Raw genomic sequence first — 23,485 nt, forward strand, 5'->3', positions numbered from 1 at the left:
GTCGATCACGGCTTCCACTCGACGGGCAGATTGGGCGCCTCGCTGCCGCTCGGCGGGACCTGGAGGGTCTTGAGGGTGAACTCCATCACCTGCTTGAAGACCGGGCCGCACAGCTGGCCGCCGAAGTGGCCGTTGACCGGGTCCTGGATCACGCAGGAGACGGTGACCCGGGGCTGGTCGGCCGGTGCGAAGCCGATGAAGGAGGCGGTATACCCGCGATAGCCGCCGTTCTTCGGGTCCACCCGGTTGGCGGTGCCGGTCTTGCCGGCGACCCGGTAGCCCGGGATCGCGGCCTTGCCGCCGGTGCCCTGCTCGTCGGAGACCACCGACTCCAGCATCTCGGTGAGGGTCTTGGCGGTCTGCTCGCTCACCACCCGGGACTGCGCGCCCGCCGGGGCCGGGGTGTACCTGCCGTCCGGCGCGGTGGTGCCCTGGACGACGCTGGGCGCCACCCGCACGCCGCCGTTGGCGATGGTGGAGAACACCGAGGTCGCCTGGAGCGCGTTGACCGACAGGCCCTGGCCGAACGGGATGGTGTACTGCTTGGACGCCTTCCAGTCCTCCGGCTTGTCGAGCAGTCCGGCGGTCTCGCCGGGGAAGCCCAGGCCGGTCTGCTGGCCGATCCCGAACTTCCGCAGGTAGTCGTAGAGCACCCGGTTGGCCTCGGGCTGGGTGGCGCCGAGGGTCTGGGCGGCCTCGATGGTGCCGATGTTGGAGGACTTGGCGAGCACGCCGGCCAGGGTCAGGTACCAGGTGTCGTGCTCGACGTCGTCCTTGAACGCGACGTCGCCGCGGACCAGCGGGTACGGCACGGTGACCTTGGTGTCCCAGGTGGCCTTGCCGGTGTCCAGGACGGCCGCCATGGTCATCAGCTTGGCGGTGGACCCGGGCTCGTAGGCGTCCTGCAGGGCGGCGTTGCCGAGCTGCGAGTTCCTGGCCGTGCTGAGGTCGTTCGGGTTGAAGCCGGGCGAGGTCGCCATGGCCAGGACCTGGCCGGTCTTCACGTCCTGGACGATCACGTAGCCCTTCTCCGCCCCGGCGTTGGCGACCTGGTCGGTGATGGCCCGCTGGGCGGCCCACTGGATGTCCCGGTTGATGGTCAGCCGCAGGTCGGTGCCGGGCACGGCGGGCTCCAGCGAGCCGCCGGCGGTCGGCACCAGCCGGCCGCCGGCCTGGGCGTAGCTGCTGTGGCCGTCCTTGCCGGCCAGCTGCTTCTGGAACTGCTGCTCCAGCCCGCCGGCGCCCTCGCCCTCGGCGTTGACGAAGCCGACCAGGTTGGCGGCCAGGCCGTCGGACGGGTAGACCCGCTTCTGGGTGTCCCGGTTGAAGACGCCGACCAGCGGGTTGACGCACTCGTTGTCGACCCGGGTGCGGCCGCCGTTCTCGACGGGCTTGTGCAGCAGCCGCCGCTGGGCCTGGCAGGCGCGCGAGCCGGCCTGCTTCTCCAGGCCGGCCTTGAGGTCGCTGATCTGGTTCTTGACGTCCGGGGTCTGCTGGGCGGCGAGCCGCTTGTAACGGGTCTTGGGGGTGTGCAGGTCGGCGGCGATCTTCTCCTTGGGCACGCCGAGGATCGGCGCCAGCAGGGCCGCGGCCTGCTCGGGGGCGTCGGGGAGGCCGGTCGCCTCGGGGGTGAACATCGCCGGGTCGGCGGTGATGTCGTAGGCGTCGACGGTCGCGGCCAGGGCGACGCCGTCGGAGGACGTTATCGAGCCGCGTTCGGCGGTGATCGGGATGTTCAGGTAGCGGTTGGTGTTGGCGTCGGCGGCCAGCGCGTCGGAGTCCAGCAGCTGGAGCTGGACCAGGCGGCCGGCGAACACCGAGAACACCACCGACAGCACGACGGTGATCACCCGCAGCCGGCGGCGCGGATCGGCCAGCCGGATCCCCCGGGCGACCGGGCGGCCCTGCCGGTGGCGGCGCGGGCCGTCCGGCGGGCCCCCCTCGGGGCGGCGCTGCTGCGGGGCGCGCGGACCGAGCCCGGCGGCACGGACCGCCTCGGCGGAGGGCTGCCCGGCCCGCGGGGACCGGGTCCCGGAGGGCTGCGGCCGGGCCGGGCGGACCTTGACGGGCGGTTCCTTCGGGGCCTGGCCCCGGGCGCCCTGGCCCTTGGCGGCCGGGGGCTTGGGCGGCGGCGGCTTGCCGGGCTGGGCCTTGGGGCTCTGCGCCTTCGGGTTCTGCGCCTTGGGGTTCTGGGCCCTGGGCGGCTGCGGCTTGCCGCCGGACTGTCCGCGCGGGGCGGCCGGGCGCGGGGCGGCGCCCTTGACGATCCGGCGGCCTCCGCCGGCGCCGCCGCCGGGGGGCTGACGAGGTGTGCTCATCGGCCGGCACCCCCGCCCGCGGCCGGCGCCGGCTGGGCCGGACCGGGGTTGACCTGGACGGTGACGTCGCCACCCGCCGCCGGTGCGGTGGTGGCGGGCGCGGCGGGCGCGCCCGGGGAGGGCTGCGCGCTCGGCTGGACGCTCGGCGCGGGCTGCTTCCCGGGCCACGGTTCCACGGTGGACCGTTTCACCGGCGGGCTGTCCTGGGCCGGCTTGGGCGTGCCGACCACCGCGCCGCCGTTCGGCAGGTCGAGGAAGGCCAGCCCGCCGGCCGGCACCATGCCCAGCTCGCCGGCCCGGCGGGCCAGCGAGTCCGGCGCGGAGTTCTGGTCGATCTGGTGCTGCAGCCCCTGCTGTTCGTCGGTCAGCGCGGTGGTCTGCCGGTTCAGCCGGGAGAGCTCGAAGGAGCCCTCGTTGAGCGCGGTGTTCAGCGCCAGCAGCCCGAGCAGCCCCGCCCCGAGCAGCAGCACCACCAGCACCGCGAACGGCGTCCGCCCCCGTACCGGCCGGCCCGGACGCACGGTGATCCGCGCCCTGCCGCCCTGCCCGGGGAACACCCGGCTCCCCGCCCCGCCTCCGGCCACCGGCCCCACCGTCTTTCCTCCGCCTTTCGGACCGCCCCGGTTCCGGTCAGCCCCGGGTGCTTCGGTCCCTGATCCTCTCCGCCACCCGCAGCCGCACGGGCGCGGCGCGCCGGTTCTCCTCGATCTCCTCCTCGGTGGCCAGCTCGGCACCGCGGGTGATCAGCTTGAGCCAGGGCTGGTGCTCCTCGGGGACGAACGGGAGCCCCGGCGGCGCGGTGCTGGTCGCCCCCGCCGCGAGGTACTGCTTGACCAGGCGGTCCTCCAGCGACTGGTAGGACATCACGACGATCCGCCCGCCGAGCGCCAGTACGTCCAGCGCCCCGGGGATCGCCCGGTCCAGGACCTCCAGCTCGCCGTTGACCTCGATCCGCAGCGCCTGGAACGTCCGCTTGGCCGGGTTCCCGCCGGTGCGGCGGGTGGCGGCCGGGATGGCGTTGCGCACCAACTCGACCAGACGCGCGCTGGTGGTGAACGGTTCCTTCTCGCGCTCCCGGAGGATGACCGAGGCGATCTTCCCGGCGAACCGCTCCTCGCCGTACACCTTGAGGATCCGGGCCAGCTGGCCGTGGCTGTAGGTGTTGAGCACCTCGGCCGCGCTGATCCCCCGGGTCTGGTCCATCCGCATGTCCAGCGGCGCGTCCTGGGCGTAGGCGAAGCCGCGGTCGGCCTCGTCCAGCTGCATCGAGGAGACGCCGAGGTCGAAGAGGACGCCGTCGACCTTCGGGATGTCCAGGCGGTCCAGCACCTCGGGGATCTCGTCGTAGACGGCGTGCACCAGGGTGGCGCGGTCACCGAAACGGGCCAGCCGCTCACCGGAGAGCTTGAGCGCGGCCGGGTCGCGGTCCACCGCGACCAGCCGGACGTCCGGGAACTGGGTGAGCAGCGCCTCGCTGTGGCCGCCGAGGCCGAGGGTCGCGTCCACCACCACCGCGTCGGGCCGGGAGATCGCCGGGGCCAGCGCGTCCATGCACCGCTGCAGCATCACCGGGACGTGCTTGGGGGCCGGATCGTTGGTGGTCATGCGCAGTGGCGCCCTTCCTCGGTGCGAAACCCGCCCGACGTCCCGGGGAGCTCCGACCATTCTCTCCCACCGGGTGGCGGAGCCGTCCCACGGGCCGGGCCGCGCGGCCCGTGGTCCCCGCCCGCTCCTGGGGAAGGTCGTGACCGCCCGGCACCGGGGAAGGTGCGCCAGGTGGCACGGGGAGCGGGTGGAGGCCACGGGCCGCGTCGGTCACGCACGGCCGGAAAGGCCCGGTTGACGGGCCTCGTCGGGTGTGCTCCACTGCGCCGCAACTCTATCGCGCACGCCCCGCCAGTCAATGGCCCGCTCCGGCGCACCACCCGGGCGGCGGTACGGATCACCGCAGGTCGCGAGGGTTGCTCGTGGCACATGCCAGGCACCGGCCGGCCCGCTCCCGGAGCCCGGGCGGCCCGGCGGCGGGCGTTGTGGATATGCGCTCGGTCACAAGGGCCCGCTCTGTAGCAATCAGCCTCACCACGACCGGGTAAATCGCACTAACGTCTTCACCATGACAGTGACCCCCGACCGGCCCACGCCGACCGCCGCTGCCGATTCCGCCACCCCGACCATCATCGACCGGTTCGTCGCCTCCAACCGCGAGTACGCGGTGACCTTCCGGGACGGCGGCATGGACGCGCGTCCCGTGCAGAAGATCGCCGTGGTCGCCTGCATGGACGCCCGGCTCGACCTGTTCGCCGCGCTCGGCCTCGAACTCGGCGACGCCCACGTCATCCGCAACGCGGGCGGCGTGGTCACCGACGACACCATCCGCTCCCTCACCATCAGCCAGCGCGCCCTCGGCACCCGCTCGATCGCGCTGATCCACCACACCGGCTGCGGCCTGCTCGGCCTCACCGAGGACTTCCGGCGCGAGCTGGAGCTGGAGGTCGGCCAGCGCCCGCAGTGGGCGGTCGAGGCCTTCGTCGACCTGGACGGCGACGTCCGGCAGTCGATGCAGCGGGTCCGCACCTCCCCGTTCCTGCTCCACACCGACGACGTGCGCGGCTTCGTGTTCGACGTCCACACCGGTCTGCTGCGCGAGATCCACTGATCCCCTGCCCGCCCGACCGGCCCGGCCGACGACGTCCGGGCCCACCGGGCCCACCCGCGCGGGAGACGCGGGAGGCAGGTGGACGATCCCACCCGACCTGAGCCCCGTTCAGGAGGCGGGCGGGCGACCCCGCCGGCGCTGAGCCCCGGTCAGGAGGCGGGCGGCGGGAACAGGGTGACTTCCGGCCCCCGCGCGGGGGAGAATGCGCCTGCCGGTCTGACCTCGAACCACCTGGGGCGGCCTGCCGCGAGCCGTACCCCGGCACCGGCTCCCGTCCGCGGAACCGCGCCCGGAGAGGCCGCGTCCAGCATGGGGTGGGGGGCCGGGCTCGGACGGAGCCGGCCGTGGTGTGCCAGGGAGCTAACGGGTGACGAGCTACAGCGATCAGGCCGATCTCAACGGTCGTGCGGGGGGCGACCGGGAGGCGGCGGACTACCGCCCGATCGGTCTGCCGGAACTCGCCGCCGTCGTCGACCGGGTCCGGGGCAACATCGAGAGCGTGATCGAGGGCAAGCCGGAGGCCGTCCGGATCGCCCTGACCGTCCTGCTCGCCGAGGGCCACCTGCTGCTGGAGGACGTGCCCGGCGTCGGCAAGACCATGCTGGCCAAGGCGCTCGCCCGCTCGGTCGACTGCACCGTGCGGCGCATCCAGTTCACGCCGGACCTGCTGCCCTCGGACGTCACCGGGACCAACATCTTCGACCAGCAGCAGCGCGACTTCGAGTTCCGCCCCGGCGCGATCTTCGCCCAGATCGTGGTCGGCGACGAGATCAACCGGGCCTCGCCGAAGACCCAGTCCGCGCTGCTGGAGTCGATGGAGGAGCGCCAGGTCACCATCGACGGCACCAGCTACGAGCTGCCCTCGCCGTTCATGGTGGTCGCCACCCAGAACCCGGTGGAGATGGAGGGCACCTACCCCCTCCCGGAGGCGCAGCGGGACCGCTTCATGGCCCGGATCTCGATGGGCTACCCCAGCCCCGAGGCCGAGTTCGCCATGCTCGACGTGCACGCCGGCGCCAGCCCGCTGGACGACCTCCAGCCGGTCGCGCACGCCGCCGACATCCTCAAGCTGATCGAGCTGGTCCGCACCGTGCACGTCGCCGACCCGGTCCGCCGCTACGCCGTCGACCTGGTCTCCGCCACCCGCACCAGCCACGAGCTGCGCCTCGGCGCCTCCCCCCGGGCCACCCTGCACCTGGTCCGGGCGGCCCGCGCCGCCGCCGCCCTGGACGGCCGCGAGTACGTCACCCCGGACGACGTCCAGCGCCTCGCCGTGCCGGTGCTCGCCCACCGCCTGATGCCGACCGCCGAGACGCAGCTCAGCCGCCGCACCGCCGAGCAGATCGTCACCGACCTGATCGCCCGCCTGCCGCTGCCGCGCCCGCAGGGCGGCCCGGCCGTCCGGAGGGGCTGAGGTGGGCCCGTCCGACGAACCGTCGGGCCTGCGCGCCGGCCTGCGCGGCCTCACCACCCGGGGGCGCTCCTTCCTCGCCGCCGGCCTGACCGCGGTGGTCTGCTCGTACCTGCTCGGCCAGGACGCGCTGCTGCGGGTCGGGGTGCTGCTCGCCGCGCTGCCGCTGGCCGCCGCGCTGCTGCTCGCCAACACCCGCTACCGGGTGGCCAGCGGTCGCCGGCTCAGCCCGCACCGGGCGGTCGCCGGCCAGGAGGCCCGGGTGCACCTGCGGGTGGACAACGTCTCCCGGGTGCCCACCGGCCTGCTGCTGCTGGAGGACAAGGTCCCGTACGTGCTCGGGCCGCGCCCGCGGTTCGTGCTGGACCGGGTCGAGCCGCGCGGCCACCGCGAGGTCGCCTACCGGGTCCGCTCCGACCTGCGCGGGCGCTACCCGCTCGGGCCGCTCCAGCTGCGGCTCTCCGACCCGTTCGGGATGTGCGAGCTGAACCGTTCCTTCGCCGCCTCCGACGTGCTCACCGTCGTCCCGCAGGTGCTGCCGCTGCCGCACGTCCGGCTCACCGGCGAGTGGGCCGGGCAGGGCGAGAGCCGCACCCGCTCCCTCGCGACGGCCGGCGACGACGACGTCATCCTGCGCGAGTACCGGGCCGGCGACGACCTGCGCCGGGTGCACTGGAAGTCCACCGCCCGGTACGGCGAGCTGATGGTCCGCCGCGAGGAGCAGCCCCGCAGGGCCCGGGCCACCGTCCTGCTGGACACCCGCGAGATCGGCCACCGGGGCAGCGGCCCGGCCTCCTCCTTCGAGTGGGCCGTCGCCTGCGCCGCCTCGGTCGCCGCCCACCTGCTGGAGCGCGGCTACCAGACCCGGCTGCTCACCGACACCGGCCGCGCCGTCCCCGGCACCGACGACGGCCACACCGCCGCCGACACCTCCGGCGTGATCCTGGACGCGCTCGCGGTCCTCGAACTCTCCGACGGCGCCGGGCTCTCCCGCGCCGAGGAGCCGCTGCGGGCCGGCGGCGAGGGCCTGCTGGTGGCCGTCCTCGGCGAGCTCGACGAGGAGCAGACCGCCCGGCTCGCGCGGCTGCGCGGGCGCACCGGCGGCGCCGTCGTCTTCCTGCTCGACACCGGCACCTGGACCGGGCTGCGGATGCTCGCCCCCGGGACCGGCGGCGAGGAGTTCCGCGACCGGGCCCGCCGGCTGCGCGAAGCCGGCTGGACGGTCCTGACCGTCGCCGCCGGCGACTCCCTCCCCGACCTGTGGCAGGCCGCCGACCGGCCCGAGTCGTCCGCCCCCTACCGAGAAGAGGCCGGCGCGTGACCACCCGGGCCAAACTGACCGTGTACTCGGCGCTGGCCACCGCCCTGGCCGCGCTGTGCCTGACCCCGCTGCTGACCACCAAGGGCTGGCTCACCCACGCCTTCCTGGTGGTGGCGGCCGTCGCGGCGGTCGGCGCCGGGCTGCGCCGCACCCCCTTCTACCGGTGGACCGTCCCGGCCGGCCAGCTGCTGGCGCTGTTCGTCCTGCTGCTGATCGGCTTCGCCTCCTCGGCGGCGGTCTTCGGCGGCCTGGTGCCCGGCCCCGAGTCGGTCCGGCTGCTCGGCCGGGTCCTCGGCCAGGGCCTCCACGACGTCCGCGACTACGCCATCCCCGCCCCGCCCAGCGCCGGGCTGCGGCTCATCCTGGTCGGCGCGGTCGGCCTGATCGCCGTCGTGGTGGACGCCGTCGCGGTCACCTACCGGCGCTCGGCCCTGGCCGGGCTGCCGCTGCTCGCGCTCTACTCGGTCGGCAACGGCCTGGCCGGCGACCAGGGCAACTGGCTCTGGTTCGCCGCCGCTGCCGCCGGCTACCTGGTCCTGCTCTTCGCCGAGGGCCAGGACCGGATCTCCCGCTGGGGCCGGATCTTCCGCGGTGCCGACCGGGGCGAGGGGGGCGGCGGCGTCGGCGCGCTCGGCCAGAACGGCCGCCAGATCGGCGTCCTGGCCCTGGCGCTCGCCCTGCTGCTGCCGGCCTTCCTGCCGCGCTGGGGCGACGGCCTGCTGCACGCCGGCTCCGGCACCAGCGCCGGCGGGCGCGGCCCCGGCGCGGTCAGCAGCCTCGACCCGCTGATCACCCTGACCGGGGCGATCCCCCGGCCGCGCAACATCGAGCTGTTCAGCTACCGGTCCGACAACCCGGACGCCGACTCCATCTATCTGCGCACCGGCTCGCTGGACGCCTTCGACGGCACCAGCTGGAAGCGCGGCTCGGTCGCCACGGTGCCCTTCACCGGCACCTTCCCGGCCCCCGAGGGCCTGGGCAGCGTCGACCTGGCCGCCGGGCAGCTGAAGACCGACGTCCGGATCGGCCCGCAGCTGGACGACGCCTGGCTGCCGATGCCCTACCCGGCGGTGGGCGCCACCCTCCGCGACAACTCCGCCTGGCAGCTCGACCCGGTCACCTCCAGCCTGCTGCCCGCCAGGGAGAAGGCGATCAAGGGCCTCAGCTACTCGGTCACCGCGCTGGACGTCCGGCCCACCGCGACCAGCCTGCGCACCGCGCCCCCGGCCCCCGACCGGATCCGCGACCAGTACCTCACCGTGCCGCGGGACCTGCCGCCGATGGTCCGGGACACCGCCCTGCGGATCACCGCGCGGGCGAAGACCGGGTACGACAAGGCCGTGGCCCTGCGCGACTGGTTCACCGGCCCCGATTTCACCTACGACGCCACCACCAGGACCGACAGCGGCAGCGACGCGATGAAGGACTTCCTGGAGCGCCGCCGCGGCTTCTGCGTCCACTTCGCCTCCACCATGGCCGTCATGGCCCGCATCCTGGGCGTCCCCGCCCGGGTCGCGCTCGGCTTCACCCCCGGCAACACCAAGGGCAACAACGTCTACTCGGTGACCGACGCGATGTACCACGCCTGGCCCGAACTGTACTTCGAGGGCTACGGCTGGCTGCGCTTCGAGCCCACCCCGACCCGCGGCGTCCAGCCCGACTACTCGGACCCGGTCTCCGCCCCGGCCACCCGGCCGACCAGCCAGCCGACCGTCCAGCCGCAGGCCAGCGCGCCCGTCCAGCTGCCGTCCGCCCACCCGGACTGCGACGCGAAGCTGCGCCGGACCGGCGACTGCGGCGACCGGCCCGAGAGCGCCGGCGGCGCCGCCGAGGAGTCCTGGCTGCTCTCCGGGAAGGTGCTGACCGGCCTGGTCACGGCCGCGCTGCTGCTCGCCCTGCTGCTCACCCCGATGGTCTGGCGCACCCTGCTGCGCCGGCGCCGGCTGGGCGCGGGCGGGCGGCGCCGCCCCGGCGGGCCGGGACCGGTCCGGCTCACCGACGCGCAGGTGCTGGCCGCCTGGGACGAGCTGATCGACTCCGCCTGGGACCTCGGCATCCCGCCGGACGACTCGCGTACCCCGCGCGCCACCGCCCGTCGGATCGCCGAGACCGCCGAACTGGACGAGACCGCGACGGCGGCGGCCGGGCGGGTGGCGCTGGCCACCGAACGGGTGCTCTACGCCCGCTCCGCCGAGGTCGACGAACCGCTCGCGGCGGACGTCCGGACGGCCCGGAACGGTCTGCGGGCGCACGCCGGGCGGCGCGGCCGGGTCAGGGCGGTGCTGCTGCCGGCCTCCTCCGCCCAGCTGCGGTGGCGCATCTCGGAAGCGCTGCTGACCGCCCGGCTGGCGGTCGGCGGCGTGGTGTCCCGGGCGGTCGGGACGGTCACCGGACCGGTCCGCCGGCTGGCGGCCCGGCGGCGCGACCGCCCCCGCAAGGGCGGCGGCGCGGAGTCCTGACCCCGCAGGGTGAAACGGTGAAACGGTGAAACGGTGAAACACCGAGGGCGGGCAGTCGGTCGACTGCCCGCCCTCGGTGCGTCCGTACCGGCGGCGGTACGGACCACAGGTCTCAGAATCCGCCACCGGTCTGCTCGTCGCGCCGGCGCTGCCAGCGCTGCTCGACCCGGTCCATCATCCCGGCCTTGCGGCGCGGCGCGGCGTCCGGGCCGGGGCGCTGCGCCTGGCCGGCGGGCCCGCGACGCCAACCCGTCACGGCGAAGACGGCACACCCGAGCATCACCAGGAAGCCGACCACACTGACCCAGATCTGGTCGGGTACGACCATGCCGCCCATCAGCAGGCCGATACCGATCACGAAGCCGCCGACGGCGAGATAGACCCGCCGCCGGGTGTAGGTGCGCAGACCGGTTCCCTCAAGCGCGGTAGCGAATTTGGGATCTTCGGCATACAGCGCTCGCTCCATCTGGTCGAGCAGTCGCTGCTCGTGCTCCGAGAGCGGCACGGAGTCCTCCTACTCGTCGGTCGCGGGTGCGACCGGTCCGCCGCCCCGGTCGGGGTGGCAAGTCCAAATCAGCCATCAGAACACGCGGTCGGACGCCTGTGCGGGGGCCCGGGCCCGTGTCGTCCATATGCCCCGAGCGTCCGGCGGTCATGCTTTCCGGCTTTACCCAGATCATACGGTCCACGGGCCCTCGACGGAGTGGTCGACCACGCGTGGGCCCGGCCACTTCGGCGGCTCCTCGCCGCACCAGACTCAACGCGGCGGGGCGCGGACAAGTGCCCGATCCGTTGGAATCGGCTCGGACCTGGGGAGATCCCGAGGAGAAGACGGGGGGACGAACGGGGGACGCGGCGTCGATCCGTCGGCGAACGGTGCGAGGCCCGTCGGCGAACGGCGGGCGTCCGTCGGGGGTCCGTCGGGCGTCCGTCCGGTCAGGCCAGGGTGGCCAGCAGGTGGAGCTGGGTCGCCACGGCGTGGAAGGCCGGCTGCCCGGCGGCGGCCTCCTCCAGCTTGAGCAGCGCCTCCATCGCCCCCGGCTCGGTGTCCACCAGGACGCCCGGGACGAGGTCGGCGAAGACCCGGACCCCGTGCACCGAGTCGACCCGCAGACCGGCCCCGACCGCCAGGCGGTCCAGCTCCTCGCCGGTGAAGCGGCGCGGCATCGGGTCGTGCTCGCCCCAGCGGCCGTCGGCGGCGCCCAGCACCGCGCGGGCCTCGGCGAAGTGGCCGCCGAGCGCCCGGGCGAGCACCGCGCCGTTGCGGTTGGCGGCCAGCAGGCTCACGAAGCCGCCCCGGCGCAGGGTGTCGGCCAGGCTGCCGAGCGCCTCGGCCGGGTCGTCCACGACCTCCAGCACGCCGTGGCAGAGCACCGCGTCGACGGTGCCGGGCGCGACCAGCTCGGGGAGGGTCTGGGTGTCGCCCTGGACGGCGCGGACCAGGTCGGTCACGCCGGCCTCGGCGGCCCGCCGCTCCAGCGCGAACAGCGCGTCCGGGCTCGGGTCGACCACGGTGACGCGGTGGCCCAGCCGGGCCACCGGCACGGCGAAGTTGCCGGTGCCGCCACCGGTGTCGACCACGTCGAGCACCGGCTGGTCCAGCTCGGCCGCGCGCTTCTCCAGGGCGGCCCGCACCACCTCCCACACCACGGCGGTACGCAGGGCGCTGCGGGGACGCGTCGGGTACAAGGCGAGGCTCCTTGGCACGTGCAGGGTCGATCAGGTTGTCTCCAACCTTAGGCCCTGTCCGCCCCGGCACCCGTCCGGCGGCTCCCCCGCTCCCCTCCTCTGTGACTTGTGCTCACCCCGCGCCGATCACCCGGCCTCCCGGGCGTCGGCCTCCGGACCGGCCGCGCCGTCCAGCGGCAGGCGCGGGGCCGGCGGGGCCGCGTGCAGGCCCAGCAGGCGCTCGACCAGGCGGAGGAACAGCGCCGAGTTGCGGATCAGGTCGTCGGCGTCCCGGGCCGAGGCCGCGCCCCTGATGCCCGCCTCGGCCGCCGCCCGGCGGCGCGCGCCCGCCGCGAAGTACGGCGCCCACTCGGCGAGCTCGGGTGCCACCTCGGGCAGGACCTCCCAGGCGCTGCGGATCGCCCGGCGGCGGCGTTCGCTCTTCTCCGGACGGCCGCGCACGGCGAGCACCGCGGCGACGGTGCGCAGCGCCGCGAGGTGCGCGGCGGCGTACCGCTCCAGCGGGTCCTCCCGGGCGCGGGCGCCGTCGAGGGTGCGGTGCGCCTCGGCGAGCAGGTCGAGGGCGGCGGGCGGGGCGGCGAGCCGGCTCAGCACCGGGTGGACGTCGGTACCGGCGGACGGACGGTGGGCGGCGGGGCGCGGTGCGGCCCCCGGTCGGTAGGCGGCGGAGTGGAGGCGGGCGGTGACGTGCTCAGGGTGGCTGATGGTCATGGTCTCCCCCGTTCCGAGGCAGCGCGCGGACCGAGTGGTCCGTGCCCCTCCATCGTGAACGGCACCACTGACAATCGGGCCCGGACGTGACAATCGGGCCCGGACGTGACAATCGGGCCCGGACGCCCTCCCCCACCGGTCGCCGAAGCGCCGTCCCCCCACGGGACGGCGCTTCGGAACTTCCCGGTCCCCCGGAGATGCCGGTCCCCCCTGACCCGCTCCGCCGCCCCGTGCCGGCGGTGCGCGGTCTCCGACCGGCTCCGGGGCGGACACCCCCCTCGGCACCACTCCGCCGGTCCCCCGTGAACCGGCGGCGGCCCGATCGTCCGCCCCTCGGGCCGAGGCGCCCGACGCGCTTCGTCCCGATGCGACAACTTTGACGTCTTCGCAGGTCGCAGGCCATCCGTGCAGGTACTCAATCGCGCGTCTGAGTATCCGTACTCAGACGGTCGGGGTGGGAACCGCAGGCCCGGCCGACGGCGTCCCGGTACGGTACGGCGAGCCGGATCGAACACCGGCGCGGACCGCGAGCAGAAAACGGACGGTGAACGGATGACGATCGTCCCGCTGATCTTCACCAGCGGACTGGCCAGCGGGATCAACGCCTACGCGGTGGTCCTGCTGCTCGGCCTGCTGGGCCGGTTCGCCGGGGCGGACTCGGTGCCGCCGGCGCTGGAGCGCACCGACGTGCTGATCGCCGCCGCCGTGCTCTTCCTGCTGGAGGCGGTCGCCGACAAGATCCCGTACGTGGACAGCGTCTGGGACGTCGCCCACACGGTGATCCGCCCGATCGCGGGCGCCACCGTCGGCGCGCTGATCGCCGCCGCCGACCCGGGCTCGCTGGGCGAGGTCGCGGCGGGCGCGATGGGCGGCACCACGGCCCTGGTCAGCCATCTGGTGAAGGCCTCGCTGCGGATGGCGGTGAACACCTCGCCCGAGCCGGCCAGTAACATCGCGGTCTCGCTGGCCGAGGACCTCTCGGTGGCCGGCCTGGTCACCCTGGCGATCTTCCACCCGTGGCTGGCCGCCTCGATCTCCGCCGTCCTGCTGCTGATCGGCGCCCTGCTGGTGTGGTTCGCGATCAACCGGATCCGCGCCTTCCGGGCCCGCCGCCGCGAACGCCGGGCCGCCCGCACCGCCGCGGCCGGCCGACGGCCCGTGGCGGAGGGGCTGCGGCGGCAGACCTAAGATCGAGGTCATGGCACGGATCGTCATCATCGGCGCAGGAATGAGCGGGCTCGCGGCGGCCTCCCGGCTGGCGACCCTCGGGCACAAGGTGACGGTCTGCGAGGCGCGCGACACCTACGGCGGCATGGTCGGGCGCTACGAGCGGGACGGCTTCGCCTTCGACACCGGCCCCGGCCTGCTCACCCTGCCCGCCGTCTACCGCGACCTCGCGCTGAAGACCGGGCGCGAGCCGCTGGAGCAGCTGGTCGGGCTGCGCCCGGTCGACCCGGAGAGCCGGCACCTGTTCGCGGACGGGACGGCGGTCTCCCTGCCCAACGCCTCCCGGGGCGGCGTGGTCCAGGCCCTCGACCAGGCCTTCGGCCCCGGCGCCGGGGAGCGGTGGGCCGCCGTGCTCAACCACGGCCGCACGGTCTGGGAGGCCACCCGCCGCCCGCTGCTGGAGGAGCCGCTGCCGGCCGACCCGAGGCCGCTGCACACCGATCCGTACCCGGTGCCGGACGCGGCCCCGGTCCGGCGCGGCCTGTTCGGCCGGCGGCGTGCCCCGCGCCGGTGGACGCTGGCCGACGTCGCCGCGGAACAGCTCGGCGGCCACCCGGGGCTGACCGCCCTGCTGCACGAGCACGCCCTGCGGTTCGGCCTCGATCCGCGCACCACCCCGGCCGGGGCCACCGTGCTGCCGTACATGGAGCAGTCCTTCGGCGTCTGGTACGTCGACGGCGGCCTGCGCGCGCTGGCCGCCGTCTTCTTCCGCCGTTGCGAGCAGCGCAAGGTGGAGTTCCGCTTCGGGACGCCGGTCGCCCGGGTGGTCGTCGAGGACGGCCGGGTCCGCGGTGTGCAGACCAAGGGCGACCGGATCGACGCCGACCTGGTGGTCTCCTCGATCGACGCGCGGGTGCTGCACACCCAGTGGATGGGCCCGGCCGAGAGCTCGGACGACTGGCCCGCCTCGGCCGACCGGCTGCACGGCGTCCCCGGCCGGGTCAGCGTGCTGCTCGCGCTGCGCGGCGCCCGCCCGGAGGGCACGGCGCACCGCACGGTGGTGCACGCCGCCGACCCGGCCGCCGAGCTGGCAGGCGTGTTCGACCCGGGTGCGCCGCTGTCCGGGCGGCCGACCGTACAGGTGCTGCGCCCGGACGACCCGTCGCTGCACCCGGCGGGGCACGAGGCCGTGGTGCTGACCGCGACCACGCCGTCCCTGGACCTCGGCTGGGGCGCGCCCGGGGTCGCGGAGTCCTTCGCCGACCGGATGCTCGACCACGTCGACGCGGCCGGTCTGGGCCTGCGCGAGCGGATGCTCTGGCGGGTGGTCCGCACCCCCGAGGACACCGAGCGCGAGACCGGTGCCTTCTTCGGCTCCGTCCCGCCCCCGGCCCTGGCGGGTGTCGACGGCGGCCTGCTCCAGGCCCCGAACGAGGACCACCCCGGGCTCTACCTCACCGGCGGCGCGGCCCACCCCGGCGGCGGACTGGCCCGGGTCGGCATGTCCGCCTGCATCGTGGCCAACCTCATCGGCCCGGCCTGAGCGGCCCCGGTCCGGCCGGGCTCAGCCCTGGTGCTGCTGCCAGGTGGGCTGCTGCTGGTAGCCGTACTGGTCGTACTGCGGCTGCTGCGGCTGCTGGGGGATGCCGGTGGGGTGCGGGTCGGGCTGCTGCTGGACCTGCCACTGCTGCTGTTGCTGCTGGTCGTAGCCGTACTGCTCGTGGTGCTGCTGCTCGTGGTGCTGCTGGCCGGTGTGCTGCTGCTCGTGCGGCTGGGGCTGGACGTGGGGCTGCTGCTGGTAGCCGCCGTAGGGGTCGGCCTGCTGCTGGTAGCCGCCACCGTACGGGTCCTGCTGCGGGTAGCCGCCGTAGCCCTGGTCGTAGCCGAAGGCCGGCTGCTGCTGGGCCTGCCACTGCTGCTGTTGCTGCTCGTAGCCGTACTGGCCGAGCTGCTGCTGCGCCGGGTCGTAGCCGGCCTGGTAGGCCTCCGCGTAGGCGTCCTGCTGGGGGACGGCCTGGGCGGTGCCGACCGACTGGAGCACCTCGGTCTGCTGCTGCTCGTAGTAGGCGGGCGCGTACACGCCGTCGGCGACCAGCTCCTGCATGGCGAACGCGGCGGTCTGCTCGACGGCCGGCGTCTCCTCCTCCGGCGCCGTGTCGGCGGACAGCTCCGCGGCCTCCTCGACGGCGCCGACCTCGCCGACCCGCTCCACCGCGACCGCCGCGGCGGCCACCACCGCGCCCCCGCCGGTGAGCGCACCGAGCAGCGGCACCTTGGCGAGCGGCCCGGGCAGGCCGCCGTCCGGCTGACGCAGCGACCACCCGGCCGCGTACCCGCGCTTCACCGAGAGCGTGACGAAGGTCTGGCCCACCGCGAACATCGCGGCGCCCCCGCCGATGACCGGGACGGAGCCGATCGCCATCCCGACGGCCACCGCGAGGAAGCCGACCAGGGCCAGGACGCGCCAGTGCACCGGGGCCCGGTTCTGGAACAGCAGCTCGGCGACCAGCCAGAGCGCCACCACCGCCAACGCGCCGTACAGCAGCAGGTATCCGATGCCCATCCCGCCCGCTACCTCCAGTCGCGTGCCCGCGCTCGCCGCGCGTGTGCCGCGACTGTACCGGTTCAACGGCCCGGGTACCGCATCGCGTTCCCACCCGTCGGGCGTACCGGGAAAGGCTGCCCGGCGGGCGGGAAGCGCGCAGCTCAGCGCTGGTGCAGACCGAGGTTCTGGTAGATCTCCAGGGTCGCCGTGGAGTGGTTCAGGGTGATGAAGTGCAGGCCGGGGGCGCCCTCCGCCAGCAGCCGCTCGGACATCGCGGTAGCGTGCTCCATGCCGATCTCGCGCAGCGCCGCCGGGTCGTCGATCACCGCGCGCAGCGCGGCCTCCAGGTCCGGCGGGAACGCCGAGCCGCTCAGCTGCGGGAACCGGTCCAGCTGCTTGGCGTTGGTGACCGGCATGATCTCCGGGATGATCGGCGCCTCGCAGCCCGCAGCCGTCACCCGGTCACGGAGCCGCAGGTAGTCGTCGACCTCGAAGAACATCTGGGTGATGGCGTAGTCGGCACCGGCCCGGATCTTCCCGACGAAGTGCCGGATGTCCTCGTCCCAGTCGGTCGACCGCGGGTGCATGTTGGGCGAGGCCGCCACGCCGACGCAGAAGTCGCCGATGCCCTTGATCAGTTCGACCAGCTCGTACGCGTAGGTGACGCCCTGCGGGTGCTTGACCCACTCGCCCAGCGGGTCGCCGGGCGGGTCGCCGCGCACCGCGAGGACGTTCCGGACGCCCTGGTCGGCGTACTGGCCGATGATGTTGCGCAGTTCCGCGACCGAGTGGTCGACGGCGGTCAGGTGGGCGACCGGGGTGAGGGTGGTCTCGGTGGCGATCCGGCCGACCATGTTCACGGTGCGCTCGCGGGAGGATCCGCCGGCGCCGTAGGTCATGCAGACGAAGTTGGGGTCGAGCGGTTCGAGCCGCCGGATGGCGTCCCAGAGCTTCTGCTCGCCGACTTCGGTGCGCGGTGGCATGAACTCGAAGGAGAAGGACCGCTTTCCGGCCGCCAGCAGGTCGCGGACGGTCTGTGCGCGGTCCGGTCTGGTCGAAGCGATACCGAGTGCCATGGTGGCAGGTTAGCCGTCGGTGGAAGGGCGCGGACAACTCGGTTCCACGTTTTGAGACACCGGATGGACGGCGGGTGGACCCCCGGTGGACGGCGCCCCGGGCGGGTGCGACGCGCGCGCGAACAGCCGCTCACCCCCGCGGCCGGAACTCGCCCGTACGGCTGTTCGCCCCTACCCCGGATACCCTTGCTGCACCCCAGCTACCTCCGGAGCCCCATCGTGACCTGGTCCAGCCAGCCGGCCAACCCCATTGACGTGGAGGACGTGCGCGAGCGCGTCAACGCGGCCCTCGTCGGCTTCATGGACGGCCAGTCGGCCCTGCTCAGCAAGGTCTCCCCGCAGCTGGACCCGGTCACCGACGCCCTGCGCGACTTCCTGCTGGACGGCGGCAAGCGGCTGCGCCCGGCCTTCTGCTACTGGGGCTGGCGCGGTGCCGGGGGCCCGGCGGCGGGCGAGGGGATCACCCGGGCGGCGGCGGCGCTGGAGCTGCTTCAGGCCAGCGCGCTCGTCCACGACGACCTCATGGACCGCAGCGACACCCGGCGCGGTCTGCCCTCCGTGCACCGCCGCTTCGAGGCGCTGCACCGCGAGCGGGGCTGGCGCGGCGACCGCGAGCAGTACGGCTCCTCGGCCGCGGTGCTGCTCGGTGACCTGCTGCTGATCTGGTGCGACGAGCTGTTCCTGAACTCCGGCCTGGACCCGGCGGCGGTGCTGGCCGCCAAGCCGATGTTCGACCTGATGCGTACCGAGGTGATGGTCGGCCAGTACCTGGACGTGCTGGAGCCGGTCGCCGGGGACTCCACCGACCAGGGCGCGCTGGAGCGGGCGCAGACCGTCCTGCACTACAAATCGGCCAAGTACACGATCGAGCGTCCGCTCCAGGTCGGCGCGCTGCTCGCGGGCGCCTCGCCGCGGCTGGTGGAGGTGTACGGCGCCTTCGGCCTGCCGCTGGGCGAGGCGTTCCAGCTGCGGGACGACCTGCTCGGGGTGTTCGGCGACCCGGCGGTCACCGGCAAGCCGGCCGGCGACGACCTGCGCGAGGGCAAGCGGACGCTGCTGGTCGCGCACGCGATGCGGGGGCTGTCGGCCGCCGAGGCCCGGCGGCTGGACGAGCGGCTGGGCGCGCCCGACCTGACGCCCGCCGAGGTCGCCGGGCTGCGCGAGCTGGTAGCCCGCAGCGGGGCGCCGGAGCGGGTGGAGCAGCGGATCGAGGAGCTGCTGCGCCAGGCGCTGGGCGCGCTGGAGGCAGCCCCGCTGGCCGACGAGCGGGCCCGCGAGGCGCTGCTGGCGCTGGCCGAGGCCGCCACCGTCCGCAAGTACTGACAGGTACTGACAGGTACTGAGCCGAACGGGCGACGGCGGCCCCGGGAAAGGCTGAGGGCCCCGAGGGGCCCCGGCAGGTCAGACGGCGCGCAGCCGCCGGGCGAACTCGGCGGCCGCCGCGCCCGGGTCCGCCGCGGCGGTGATGGCCCGGACGACCACCACCCGGCGGGCCCCGGCGTCCAGCACCTCGTCCAGGTTGTCGAGGTCGATGCCGCCGATGGCGAACCACGGCCGCGCGGTGGAGAGCTTCGCCGCGTACTCCACCAGGCCGAGGCCCGGGGCGAAACGGCCCGGCTTGGTCGGGGTCGGCCAGACCGGACCGGTGCAGAAGTAGTCCACGCCCGGCTCGACGGCCGCCGCGTCCACCTCGGACTCGGCGTGGCAGGACCGCCCGATCAGCACGTCCTCGCCGAGGATCGCGCGGGCGGCCGGCACCGGCAGGTCGTCCTGCCCGAGGTGCAGCACGTCCGGGCCCGCCGCGTGGGCGACGTCGGCCCGGTCGTTGACCGCGAGCAGCTTGCCGTGCCGGCGGCAGGCGTCGGCGAAGAGCTCCAGGGCGGCCAGCTCCTGCTTGGCCTCCAGCCCCTTGTCCCGGAGCTGGACGATGTCCACGCCGCCGGCCAGGACGGCGTCCAGGAACTCGGCGAGGTCGCCCTGCTCGCGCCGGGCGTCGGTGCACAGGTAGAGCCGGGCGGCGCCGAGCCGGCCCCGTCGGTCGGTCACAGCGCCATCGCCTGGGCGCGGCGCTTCACCTCGGTGGCCCGGTTCTCCCACAGGGCCTGGATCGGGCTGCCGGGCAGCGACGGGTCCTCGGAGAACATCCAGTCGAGGATCTCCTCGTTGCTGAAGCCGCTGTCCCGCAGCACCGTCAGCAGGCCGACCAGGTGCTTCACCGGGCCGGTCTCGTCGATGAACGCCGCCGGGACCTGCAGCGACCTGTTGGGTCCGCGGCGGACGGCGATCAGCTCACCCCGCTTGACCATGTCGCGGACCTCGGTGACCAGCACACCCCACTTCTCGGAGATGTCGGGCAGGTACAGCCACGCGTGGACCAGGGATTCGATCTTGGCTTCGTTCTCGCTCACGCCACCAGACTGCCACCTCGGCGGCCCGCCGCGCACCAATCGGCCTCGTGGGGACCTATCCGGCCAGCGCCGACTTCAGCGGAACGGCCGGGTCCGCCGCGCGCACCCGGTCCAGCACGGCACCGCGCTCGACCAGCCGCCGGCCCTGGGTCAGGTCGCGCGGGCGGTCCACCGCGAGCAGCGCCCGCAGGGCGCCGTCGCGCAGCCAGAGCACCGTCCAGTCCGCGTCCCCGGGTGAGCCGCGCCACAGCAGCTCGTCGCCCTCGCTGTGCCGGCCGGCGTACTGCACCATCCGCCCGAACTGCTCGGACCAGAAGTACTGCACCGGGTCGTACGCCGGCCCGTCCGCGCCGAGCAGGGTGCCGGCGACCGCCTCGCCGGACTGCAGCGCGTGGTCCCAGTGCTGGACGGTCAGCCGGCCGCCGGAGCGCGCCGAGGGGTAGCTGACGCAGTCGCCGGCCGCGAGGACGCCCGGCACGGTGGTGCGCAGCCGCTCGTCCACCAGGACGGCGCCGGCCGCGTCCAGGGCGACCCCGGTGCCGGCCAGCCAGCCGGTGGCCGGACGGGCGCCGATGCCGACCACCACCTCGTCGGCGGGCAGGTGGGAGCCGTCGGCGAGCAGCACCGCGCCCGGTTCGACGGCGGCGACCCCGGTGCCGCAGCGCAGGTCGACCCCGGCCCCGGCGTACCAGGCGGCCATCGCCCGGCCGACCTCGGCGGGCAGCGCGCCGGGGACGGGCGCCGGGCCGGCCTCGACCACGGTCACCTCGCAGCCGGCCGCCCGGGCGGCGGTGGCCACCTCGGCGCCGATCCAGCCGGCGCCGACCAGCACCAGGCGCAGGCCGGGCCGGAGCAGGGCGCGCAGCGCCAGCGCGTCGTCCAGGGTGTGCAGCAGATGGGCGCGCTCGGCGCCGGGCAGGGCGCGCGGTTCGGCGCCGGTGGCGATCACCAGCGCGTCGTACGGGACGTCCCCGGAGTCGGTGTGCAGCGCGCCGGGCGTGCCGGGGCCGCCGGGGGTGAGGCCGGTGGCGCGGCGGCCGGTGAGCAGGTCGACGTCGAGCTGCCCGAAGTCGAGGTCGAGGGCGGTGCTGTCGGCCTTGCCGAGCAGGACGTCCTTGGAGAGCGGCGGCCGGTCGTACGGCGCGTGCGGCTCCTCGCCGACCAGCGTGATCCGCCCCCGCCAGCCGTCGCGCCGCAGCACCGCGGCGCACTGCGCCCCGGCCAGCCCGGCGCCGACCACGACCACCCGATCCGTCTGTCCCGTCCCGCTCAACTCAGCCACGCCCGTCACTGTACTGAGCCCGGTCGCAGGCCTTCGGACCTAGGCCCGGTGCTCAGCCAGAGCCCCCTCACGGGCACCTTCATCCGCCGGACCCCCCGGAGTTAAGGTGGGGGCACCATCACGGGAGCCCGGCGAACCGGGCTGAGAGGCGGGCTGCCACGGCCTGCGACCGTCCGAACCTGATCCGGGTCATACCGGCGAAGGGAGAGCAGCGACTTTGACACGCTTGGCATCGGGAGACCGCGCCGAGGTGCTGGTGGTCGGCGGCGGGATCATCGGACTCGTCGTCGCCTGGCAGGCGGCCCGGCGGGGACTGGGCGTCACCGTGCTCGACCCGTCCCCCGGCGGCGGCGCCGCCCAGGTCGCGGCGGGCATGCTCGCCCCGGTCACCGAACTCCAGTACGGCGAGGAGCCGCTGCTCCGGCTCGGTATGGCCTCCAACGAGCGCTGGGCGGCCTTCGCCGCCGAGCTCACCGAGGCGAGCGGCGGCCTGGACACCGGCTACCGGCAGTGCGGCACGATCGCCGTCGCCCTCGACGCGGACGACCGCGAGGAACTGCGCGAACTGCACGCCTTCCACCGGCGGCTCGGCCTGGACTCGCAGTGGCTCACCGGCCGCGAGGCCCGCCGGCTGGAGCCGATGCTCGCCCCCGGCGTGCGCGGCGGGCTGCACGTCACCGGCGACCACCAGGTGGACGGCCGCCGGCTGGCCGCCGCCCTGGTCCGCGCCTGCGAACGGGCCGGCGTGGTGCTGCACCGCGCCGAGGCCGCCGCACTGCTGGTCGAGGACGACCGGGCCACCGGCGTCCGGCTGGCCGACGGCGAGGCGGTCACCGCCGAGCGGGTGGTGCTCGCGGCCGGCTCGCGCAGCCACCTGCTGGCCGGCCTGCCCCCGGGCGTGCTGCCCGCGATCCGCCCGGTGAAGGGCCAGATCCTGCGGCTGCGCGTGCCCGAGGCCTACCGGCCGTTCCTGTCCCGCAACGTCCGCGCCGTCGTCCGCGGCGGCCACCTCTACCTGGTGCCGCGCGAGAACGGCGAGCTGGTGATCGGCGCCACCAGCGAGGAGCAGGGCCACGACACCACGGTCACCGCCGGCGGCGTCTACGAACTGCTGCGCGACGCGCACGAGCTGGTCCCCGGCATCACCGAGCTGCCGTTGGTGGAGACCGGCGCCGGGCTGCGGCCCGGCTCGCCGGACAACGCGCCGCTGCTCGGCCCGACCGCACTGCCCGGCCTGGTCGCCGCGACCGGCCACTACCGCAACGGTGTGCTGCTGACGCCCGTCACCGGCGACCTGCTCGCCGCGTACCTGGCCACCGGCGACCTGCCGGAGCTCGCCCGACCGTTCTCCCCCCACCGATTCACGAAGGTCCCGGCATGAGCCCCCGCACCAGCGACATCCCCCTGAGCGTCAACGGCGAGCCCCGCGAGGTCCCCGCCTCGACCACCCTGGCCGAGGTGGTCGCCACCCTCAGCCAGGCCCACTCCGGCGTCGCCGCCGCGCTCAACGAAACCGTGGTGCCGCGCACCGCGTGGTCGCTCACCCCGCTGTCCGCGGGCGACCGGATCGAGATCCTCACCGCCGTCCAGGGAGGCTGACCGATGGCCGACGACCTTCTCACCATCGCCGGGACGAGCTTCTCCTCCCGGCTGATCATGGGCACCGGCGGCGCCCCCAGCCTGGAGGTCCTGGAGCAGGCCCTCCAGGTCTCCGGCACCGAGCTGACCACGGTGGCGATGCGCCGGGTCAACGCCGCCACCCAGGGGTCGGTGCTCGACGTCCTGACCCGCAACGGCATCCGCGTCCTGCCCAACACGGCCGGCTGCTTCACCGCCGGCGAGGCCGTGCTGACCGCCCGGCTGGCCCGTGAGGCGCTCGGCACCGACTGGGTGAAGCTGGAGGTGATCGCCGACGAGCGGACCCTCCTGCCGGACCCGATCGAGCTGCTGGACGCCGCCGAGACCCTGGTCGACGACGGCTTCACGGTGCTGCCGTACACCAACGACGACCCGGTGCTGGCCCGCAAGCTGGAGGACGTCGGCTGCGCGGCGATCATGCCGCTCGGTTCGCCGATCGGCTCCGGCCTGGGCATCCGCAACCCGCACAACTTCCAGCTGATCGTGGAGGGCGCCGGCGTCCCGGTGATCCTGGACGCCGGCGCCGGCACCGCCTCGGACGTCGCGCTGGCGATGGAGCTGGGCTGCGCCGCGGTGATGCTGGCCTCCGCGGTCACCCGGGCCCAGGAGCCGGTGCTGATGGCCGACGCGATGCGGCACGCCGCCGAGGCCGGCCGGCTGGCGTACCGGGCCGGCCGGATCCCGCGCCGCTTCCACGCCGAGGCCTCCTCCGCGATGGCCGGCCGGGCGGCCCTGGACACCCGCGAGCAGCCCGCGTTCTAGCGCGGTCCTTCGTCGATCCGGTGTCACGAACCGGGCACAGAG

General features: G+C 74.9%; 21 protein-coding genes and 1 riboswitch. Of the genes, 10 read left to right on the forward strand and 11 right to left on the reverse strand.

What is annotated here, in order from left to right:
- Positions 1–5 precede the first annotated feature (5 nt).
- The 3 genes from ACFP3U_RS03555 to rsmH all read right to left on the reverse strand — a co-directional run bounded on the left by ACFP3U_RS03555 (position 6) and on the right by rsmH (position 3,923).
- Positions 6–2,318: a peptidoglycan D,D-transpeptidase FtsI family protein gene (locus tag ACFP3U_RS03555; protein WP_380223641.1), complete on the reverse strand. Its 2,313-nt coding sequence runs from the start codon at positions 2,316–2,318 to the stop codon at positions 6–8.
- Positions 2,315–2,875 (reverse strand): cell division protein FtsL, encoded by a 561-nt coding sequence (gene ftsL, locus ACFP3U_RS03560; RefSeq protein ID WP_380223642.1) that lies wholly within the window; start codon positions 2,873–2,875, stop codon positions 2,315–2,317. Before ftsL ends, ACFP3U_RS03555 begins: the two co-directional genes overlap by 4 nt.
- A 73-nt stretch (positions 2,876–2,948) precedes the next feature.
- The gene (rsmH, locus tag ACFP3U_RS03565) at positions 2,949–3,923 is read right to left on the reverse strand and encodes a 16S rRNA (cytosine(1402)-N(4))-methyltransferase RsmH (RefSeq protein ID WP_380223643.1); all 975 of its coding nucleotides are present in this window, start codon (positions 3,921–3,923) and stop codon (positions 2,949–2,951) included.
- A gap of 508 nt (positions 3,924–4,431) precedes the next feature.
- Here rsmH and ACFP3U_RS03570 point away from each other — a divergent pair.
- The 4 genes from ACFP3U_RS03570 (at position 4,432) to ACFP3U_RS03585 (ending at position 10,165) form a co-directional block, all read left to right on the forward strand.
- Positions 4,432–4,974, forward strand: a complete 543-nt coding sequence (locus ACFP3U_RS03570) for a beta-class carbonic anhydrase (protein ID WP_380223644.1) — start codon at positions 4,432–4,434, stop codon at positions 4,972–4,974.
- A 442-nt stretch (positions 4,975–5,416) separates the two neighbouring features.
- Positions 5,417–6,388 (forward strand): AAA family ATPase, encoded by a 972-nt coding sequence (locus ACFP3U_RS03575; protein WP_380223724.1) that lies wholly within the window; start codon positions 5,417–5,419, stop codon positions 6,386–6,388.
- A gap of 1 nt (position 6,389) precedes the next feature.
- Positions 6,390–7,706: a DUF58 domain-containing protein gene (locus ACFP3U_RS03580; RefSeq protein WP_380223645.1), complete on the forward strand. Its 1,317-nt coding sequence runs from the start codon at positions 6,390–6,392 to the stop codon at positions 7,704–7,706.
- Positions 7,703–10,165, forward strand: coding sequence for a transglutaminase TgpA family protein (locus tag ACFP3U_RS03585; protein WP_380223646.1), 2,463 nt, complete (start codon positions 7,703–7,705; stop codon positions 10,163–10,165). The genes ACFP3U_RS03580 and ACFP3U_RS03585 overlap by 4 nt, the downstream gene beginning before the upstream one ends.
- A 112-nt stretch (positions 10,166–10,277) precedes the next feature.
- Here the strand turns inward: ACFP3U_RS03585 and ACFP3U_RS03590 are convergent, their stop codons facing one another.
- The 3 genes from ACFP3U_RS03590 to ACFP3U_RS03600 form a co-directional block, all read right to left on the reverse strand.
- Positions 10,278–10,670 carry a DUF3040 domain-containing protein gene (locus tag ACFP3U_RS03590; RefSeq protein WP_380223647.1) on the reverse strand — a complete coding sequence of 131 codons (393 nt, stop codon included), beginning with the start codon at positions 10,668–10,670 and terminating at the stop codon, positions 10,278–10,280.
- Positions 10,671–11,101: 431 nt separating this feature from the next.
- On the reverse strand, positions 11,102–11,854 hold the full coding sequence (locus ACFP3U_RS03595) for a methyltransferase domain-containing protein (RefSeq protein WP_380223648.1): 753 nt from the start codon (positions 11,852–11,854) through the stop codon (positions 11,102–11,104).
- Positions 11,855–11,980: 126 nt separating this feature from the next.
- The gene (locus ACFP3U_RS03600; protein WP_380223649.1) at positions 11,981–12,565 is read right to left on the reverse strand and encodes an SAV_6107 family HEPN domain-containing protein; all 585 of its coding nucleotides are present in this window, start codon (positions 12,563–12,565) and stop codon (positions 11,981–11,983) included.
- Positions 12,566–13,117: 552 nt separating this feature from the next.
- On the opposite strand from ACFP3U_RS03600, the gene ACFP3U_RS03605 reads away from it, so the two are divergent.
- Positions 13,118–13,753 carry a DUF4126 domain-containing protein gene (locus tag ACFP3U_RS03605; RefSeq protein ID WP_380223650.1) on the forward strand — a complete coding sequence of 212 codons (636 nt, stop codon included), beginning with the start codon at positions 13,118–13,120 and terminating at the stop codon, positions 13,751–13,753.
- A 10-nt stretch (positions 13,754–13,763) separates the two neighbouring features.
- Entirely contained in the window at positions 13,764–15,275 is a 1,512-nt protein-coding gene (locus ACFP3U_RS03610) for a phytoene desaturase family protein (protein WP_380223651.1), read from the forward strand.
- Positions 15,276–15,296: 21 nt separating this feature from the next.
- Here the strand turns inward: ACFP3U_RS03610 and ACFP3U_RS03615 are convergent, their stop codons facing one another.
- Both ACFP3U_RS03615 and metF read right to left on the reverse strand, forming a co-directional pair.
- Positions 15,297–16,295 carry a hypothetical protein gene (locus ACFP3U_RS03615; RefSeq protein ID WP_380223652.1) on the reverse strand — a complete coding sequence of 333 codons (999 nt, stop codon included), beginning with the start codon at positions 16,293–16,295 and terminating at the stop codon, positions 15,297–15,299.
- Between the two features lie 143 nt (positions 16,296–16,438).
- Positions 16,439–17,353 carry a methylenetetrahydrofolate reductase [NAD(P)H] gene (gene metF / locus ACFP3U_RS03620; protein WP_380223653.1) on the reverse strand — a complete coding sequence of 305 codons (915 nt, stop codon included), beginning with the start codon at positions 17,351–17,353 and terminating at the stop codon, positions 16,439–16,441.
- A 219-nt stretch (positions 17,354–17,572) separates the two neighbouring features.
- Between metF and ACFP3U_RS03625 the strand changes: the two genes are divergently transcribed.
- On the forward strand, positions 17,573–18,676 hold the full coding sequence (locus ACFP3U_RS03625) for a polyprenyl synthetase family protein (protein ID WP_380223654.1): 1,104 nt from the start codon (positions 17,573–17,575) through the stop codon (positions 18,674–18,676).
- Positions 18,677–18,754: 78 nt separating this feature from the next.
- Here ACFP3U_RS03625 and thiE read toward each other — a convergent pair whose 3' ends face one another.
- From thiE to ACFP3U_RS03640, 3 genes are read right to left on the reverse strand one after another with little or no spacing between them, the layout of a single operon-like run.
- Positions 18,755–19,399 (reverse strand): thiamine phosphate synthase, encoded by a 645-nt coding sequence (gene thiE, locus ACFP3U_RS03630; protein WP_380223655.1) that lies wholly within the window; start codon positions 19,397–19,399, stop codon positions 18,755–18,757.
- Positions 19,396–19,761: an Rv2175c family DNA-binding protein gene (locus ACFP3U_RS03635; protein WP_380223656.1), complete on the reverse strand. Its 366-nt coding sequence runs from the start codon at positions 19,759–19,761 to the stop codon at positions 19,396–19,398. The genes thiE and ACFP3U_RS03635 overlap by 4 nt, the downstream gene beginning before the upstream one ends.
- A gap of 55 nt (positions 19,762–19,816) precedes the next feature.
- A complete protein-coding gene (locus tag ACFP3U_RS03640) occupies positions 19,817–21,043 on the reverse strand; it encodes an NAD(P)/FAD-dependent oxidoreductase (RefSeq protein WP_380223657.1) in 1,227 nt (408 codons plus the stop codon).
- 110 nt (positions 21,044–21,153) lie between these two features.
- Positions 21,154–21,266, forward strand: a riboswitch (TPP riboswitch).
- A 3-nt stretch (positions 21,267–21,269) separates the two neighbouring features.
- Between ACFP3U_RS03640 and thiO the strand changes: the two genes are divergently transcribed.
- Genes thiO through ACFP3U_RS03655 form a run of 3 tightly spaced genes read left to right on the forward strand, consistent with a single transcriptional unit; the run spans position 21,270 to position 23,443 of the window.
- Positions 21,270–22,424, forward strand: a complete 1,155-nt coding sequence (gene thiO / locus ACFP3U_RS03645) for a glycine oxidase ThiO (protein ID WP_380223658.1) — start codon at positions 21,270–21,272, stop codon at positions 22,422–22,424.
- Positions 22,421–22,642, forward strand: a complete 222-nt coding sequence (gene thiS / locus ACFP3U_RS03650) for a sulfur carrier protein ThiS (RefSeq protein ID WP_199926131.1) — start codon at positions 22,421–22,423, stop codon at positions 22,640–22,642. Before thiO ends, thiS begins: the two co-directional genes overlap by 4 nt.
- Positions 22,643–22,645: 3 nt before the next feature.
- Positions 22,646–23,443, forward strand: a complete 798-nt coding sequence (locus ACFP3U_RS03655) for a thiazole synthase (protein WP_380223659.1) — start codon at positions 22,646–22,648, stop codon at positions 23,441–23,443.
- Positions 23,444–23,485 lie beyond the last annotated feature (42 nt).

It is taken from the genome of Kitasatospora misakiensis (assembly GCF_042656005.1).
GTDB lineage: Bacteria > Actinomycetota > Actinomycetes > Streptomycetales > Streptomycetaceae > Kitasatospora > Kitasatospora misakiensis.

What these genes read in the sequence shown, in the direction of transcription:
- metF (WP_380223653.1), bottom strand. Translation starts at nt 17,353, where the DNA reads ATGGCACTCGGTATCGCTTCGACCAGACCGGACCGCGCACAGACCGTC.
- ACFP3U_RS03610 (WP_380223651.1), top strand. Translation starts at nt 13,764, where the DNA reads ATGGCACGGATCGTCATCATCGGCGCAGGAATGAGCGGGCTCGCGGCG.
- ACFP3U_RS03615 (WP_380223652.1), bottom strand. Translation starts at nt 16,295, where the DNA reads ATGGGCATCGGATACCTGCTGCTGTACGGCGCGTTGGCGGTGGTGGCG.
- ACFP3U_RS03555 (WP_380223641.1), bottom strand. Translation starts at nt 2,318, where the DNA reads ATGAGCACACCTCGTCAGCCCCCCGGCGGCGGCGCCGGCGGAGGCCGC.
- ACFP3U_RS03600 (WP_380223649.1), bottom strand. Translation starts at nt 12,565, where the DNA reads ATGACCATCAGCCACCCTGAGCACGTCACCGCCCGCCTCCACTCCGCC.
- ACFP3U_RS03605 (WP_380223650.1), top strand. Translation starts at nt 13,118, where the DNA reads ATGACGATCGTCCCGCTGATCTTCACCAGCGGACTGGCCAGCGGGATC.
- rsmH (WP_380223643.1), bottom strand. Translation starts at nt 3,923, where the DNA reads ATGACCACCAACGATCCGGCCCCCAAGCACGTCCCGGTGATGCTGCAG.
- ACFP3U_RS03655 (WP_380223659.1), top strand. Translation starts at nt 22,646, where the DNA reads ATGGCCGACGACCTTCTCACCATCGCCGGGACGAGCTTCTCCTCCCGG.
- thiS (WP_199926131.1), top strand. Translation starts at nt 22,421, where the DNA reads ATGAGCCCCCGCACCAGCGACATCCCCCTGAGCGTCAACGGCGAGCCC.
- ACFP3U_RS03570 (WP_380223644.1), top strand. Translation starts at nt 4,432, where the DNA reads ATGACAGTGACCCCCGACCGGCCCACGCCGACCGCCGCTGCCGATTCC.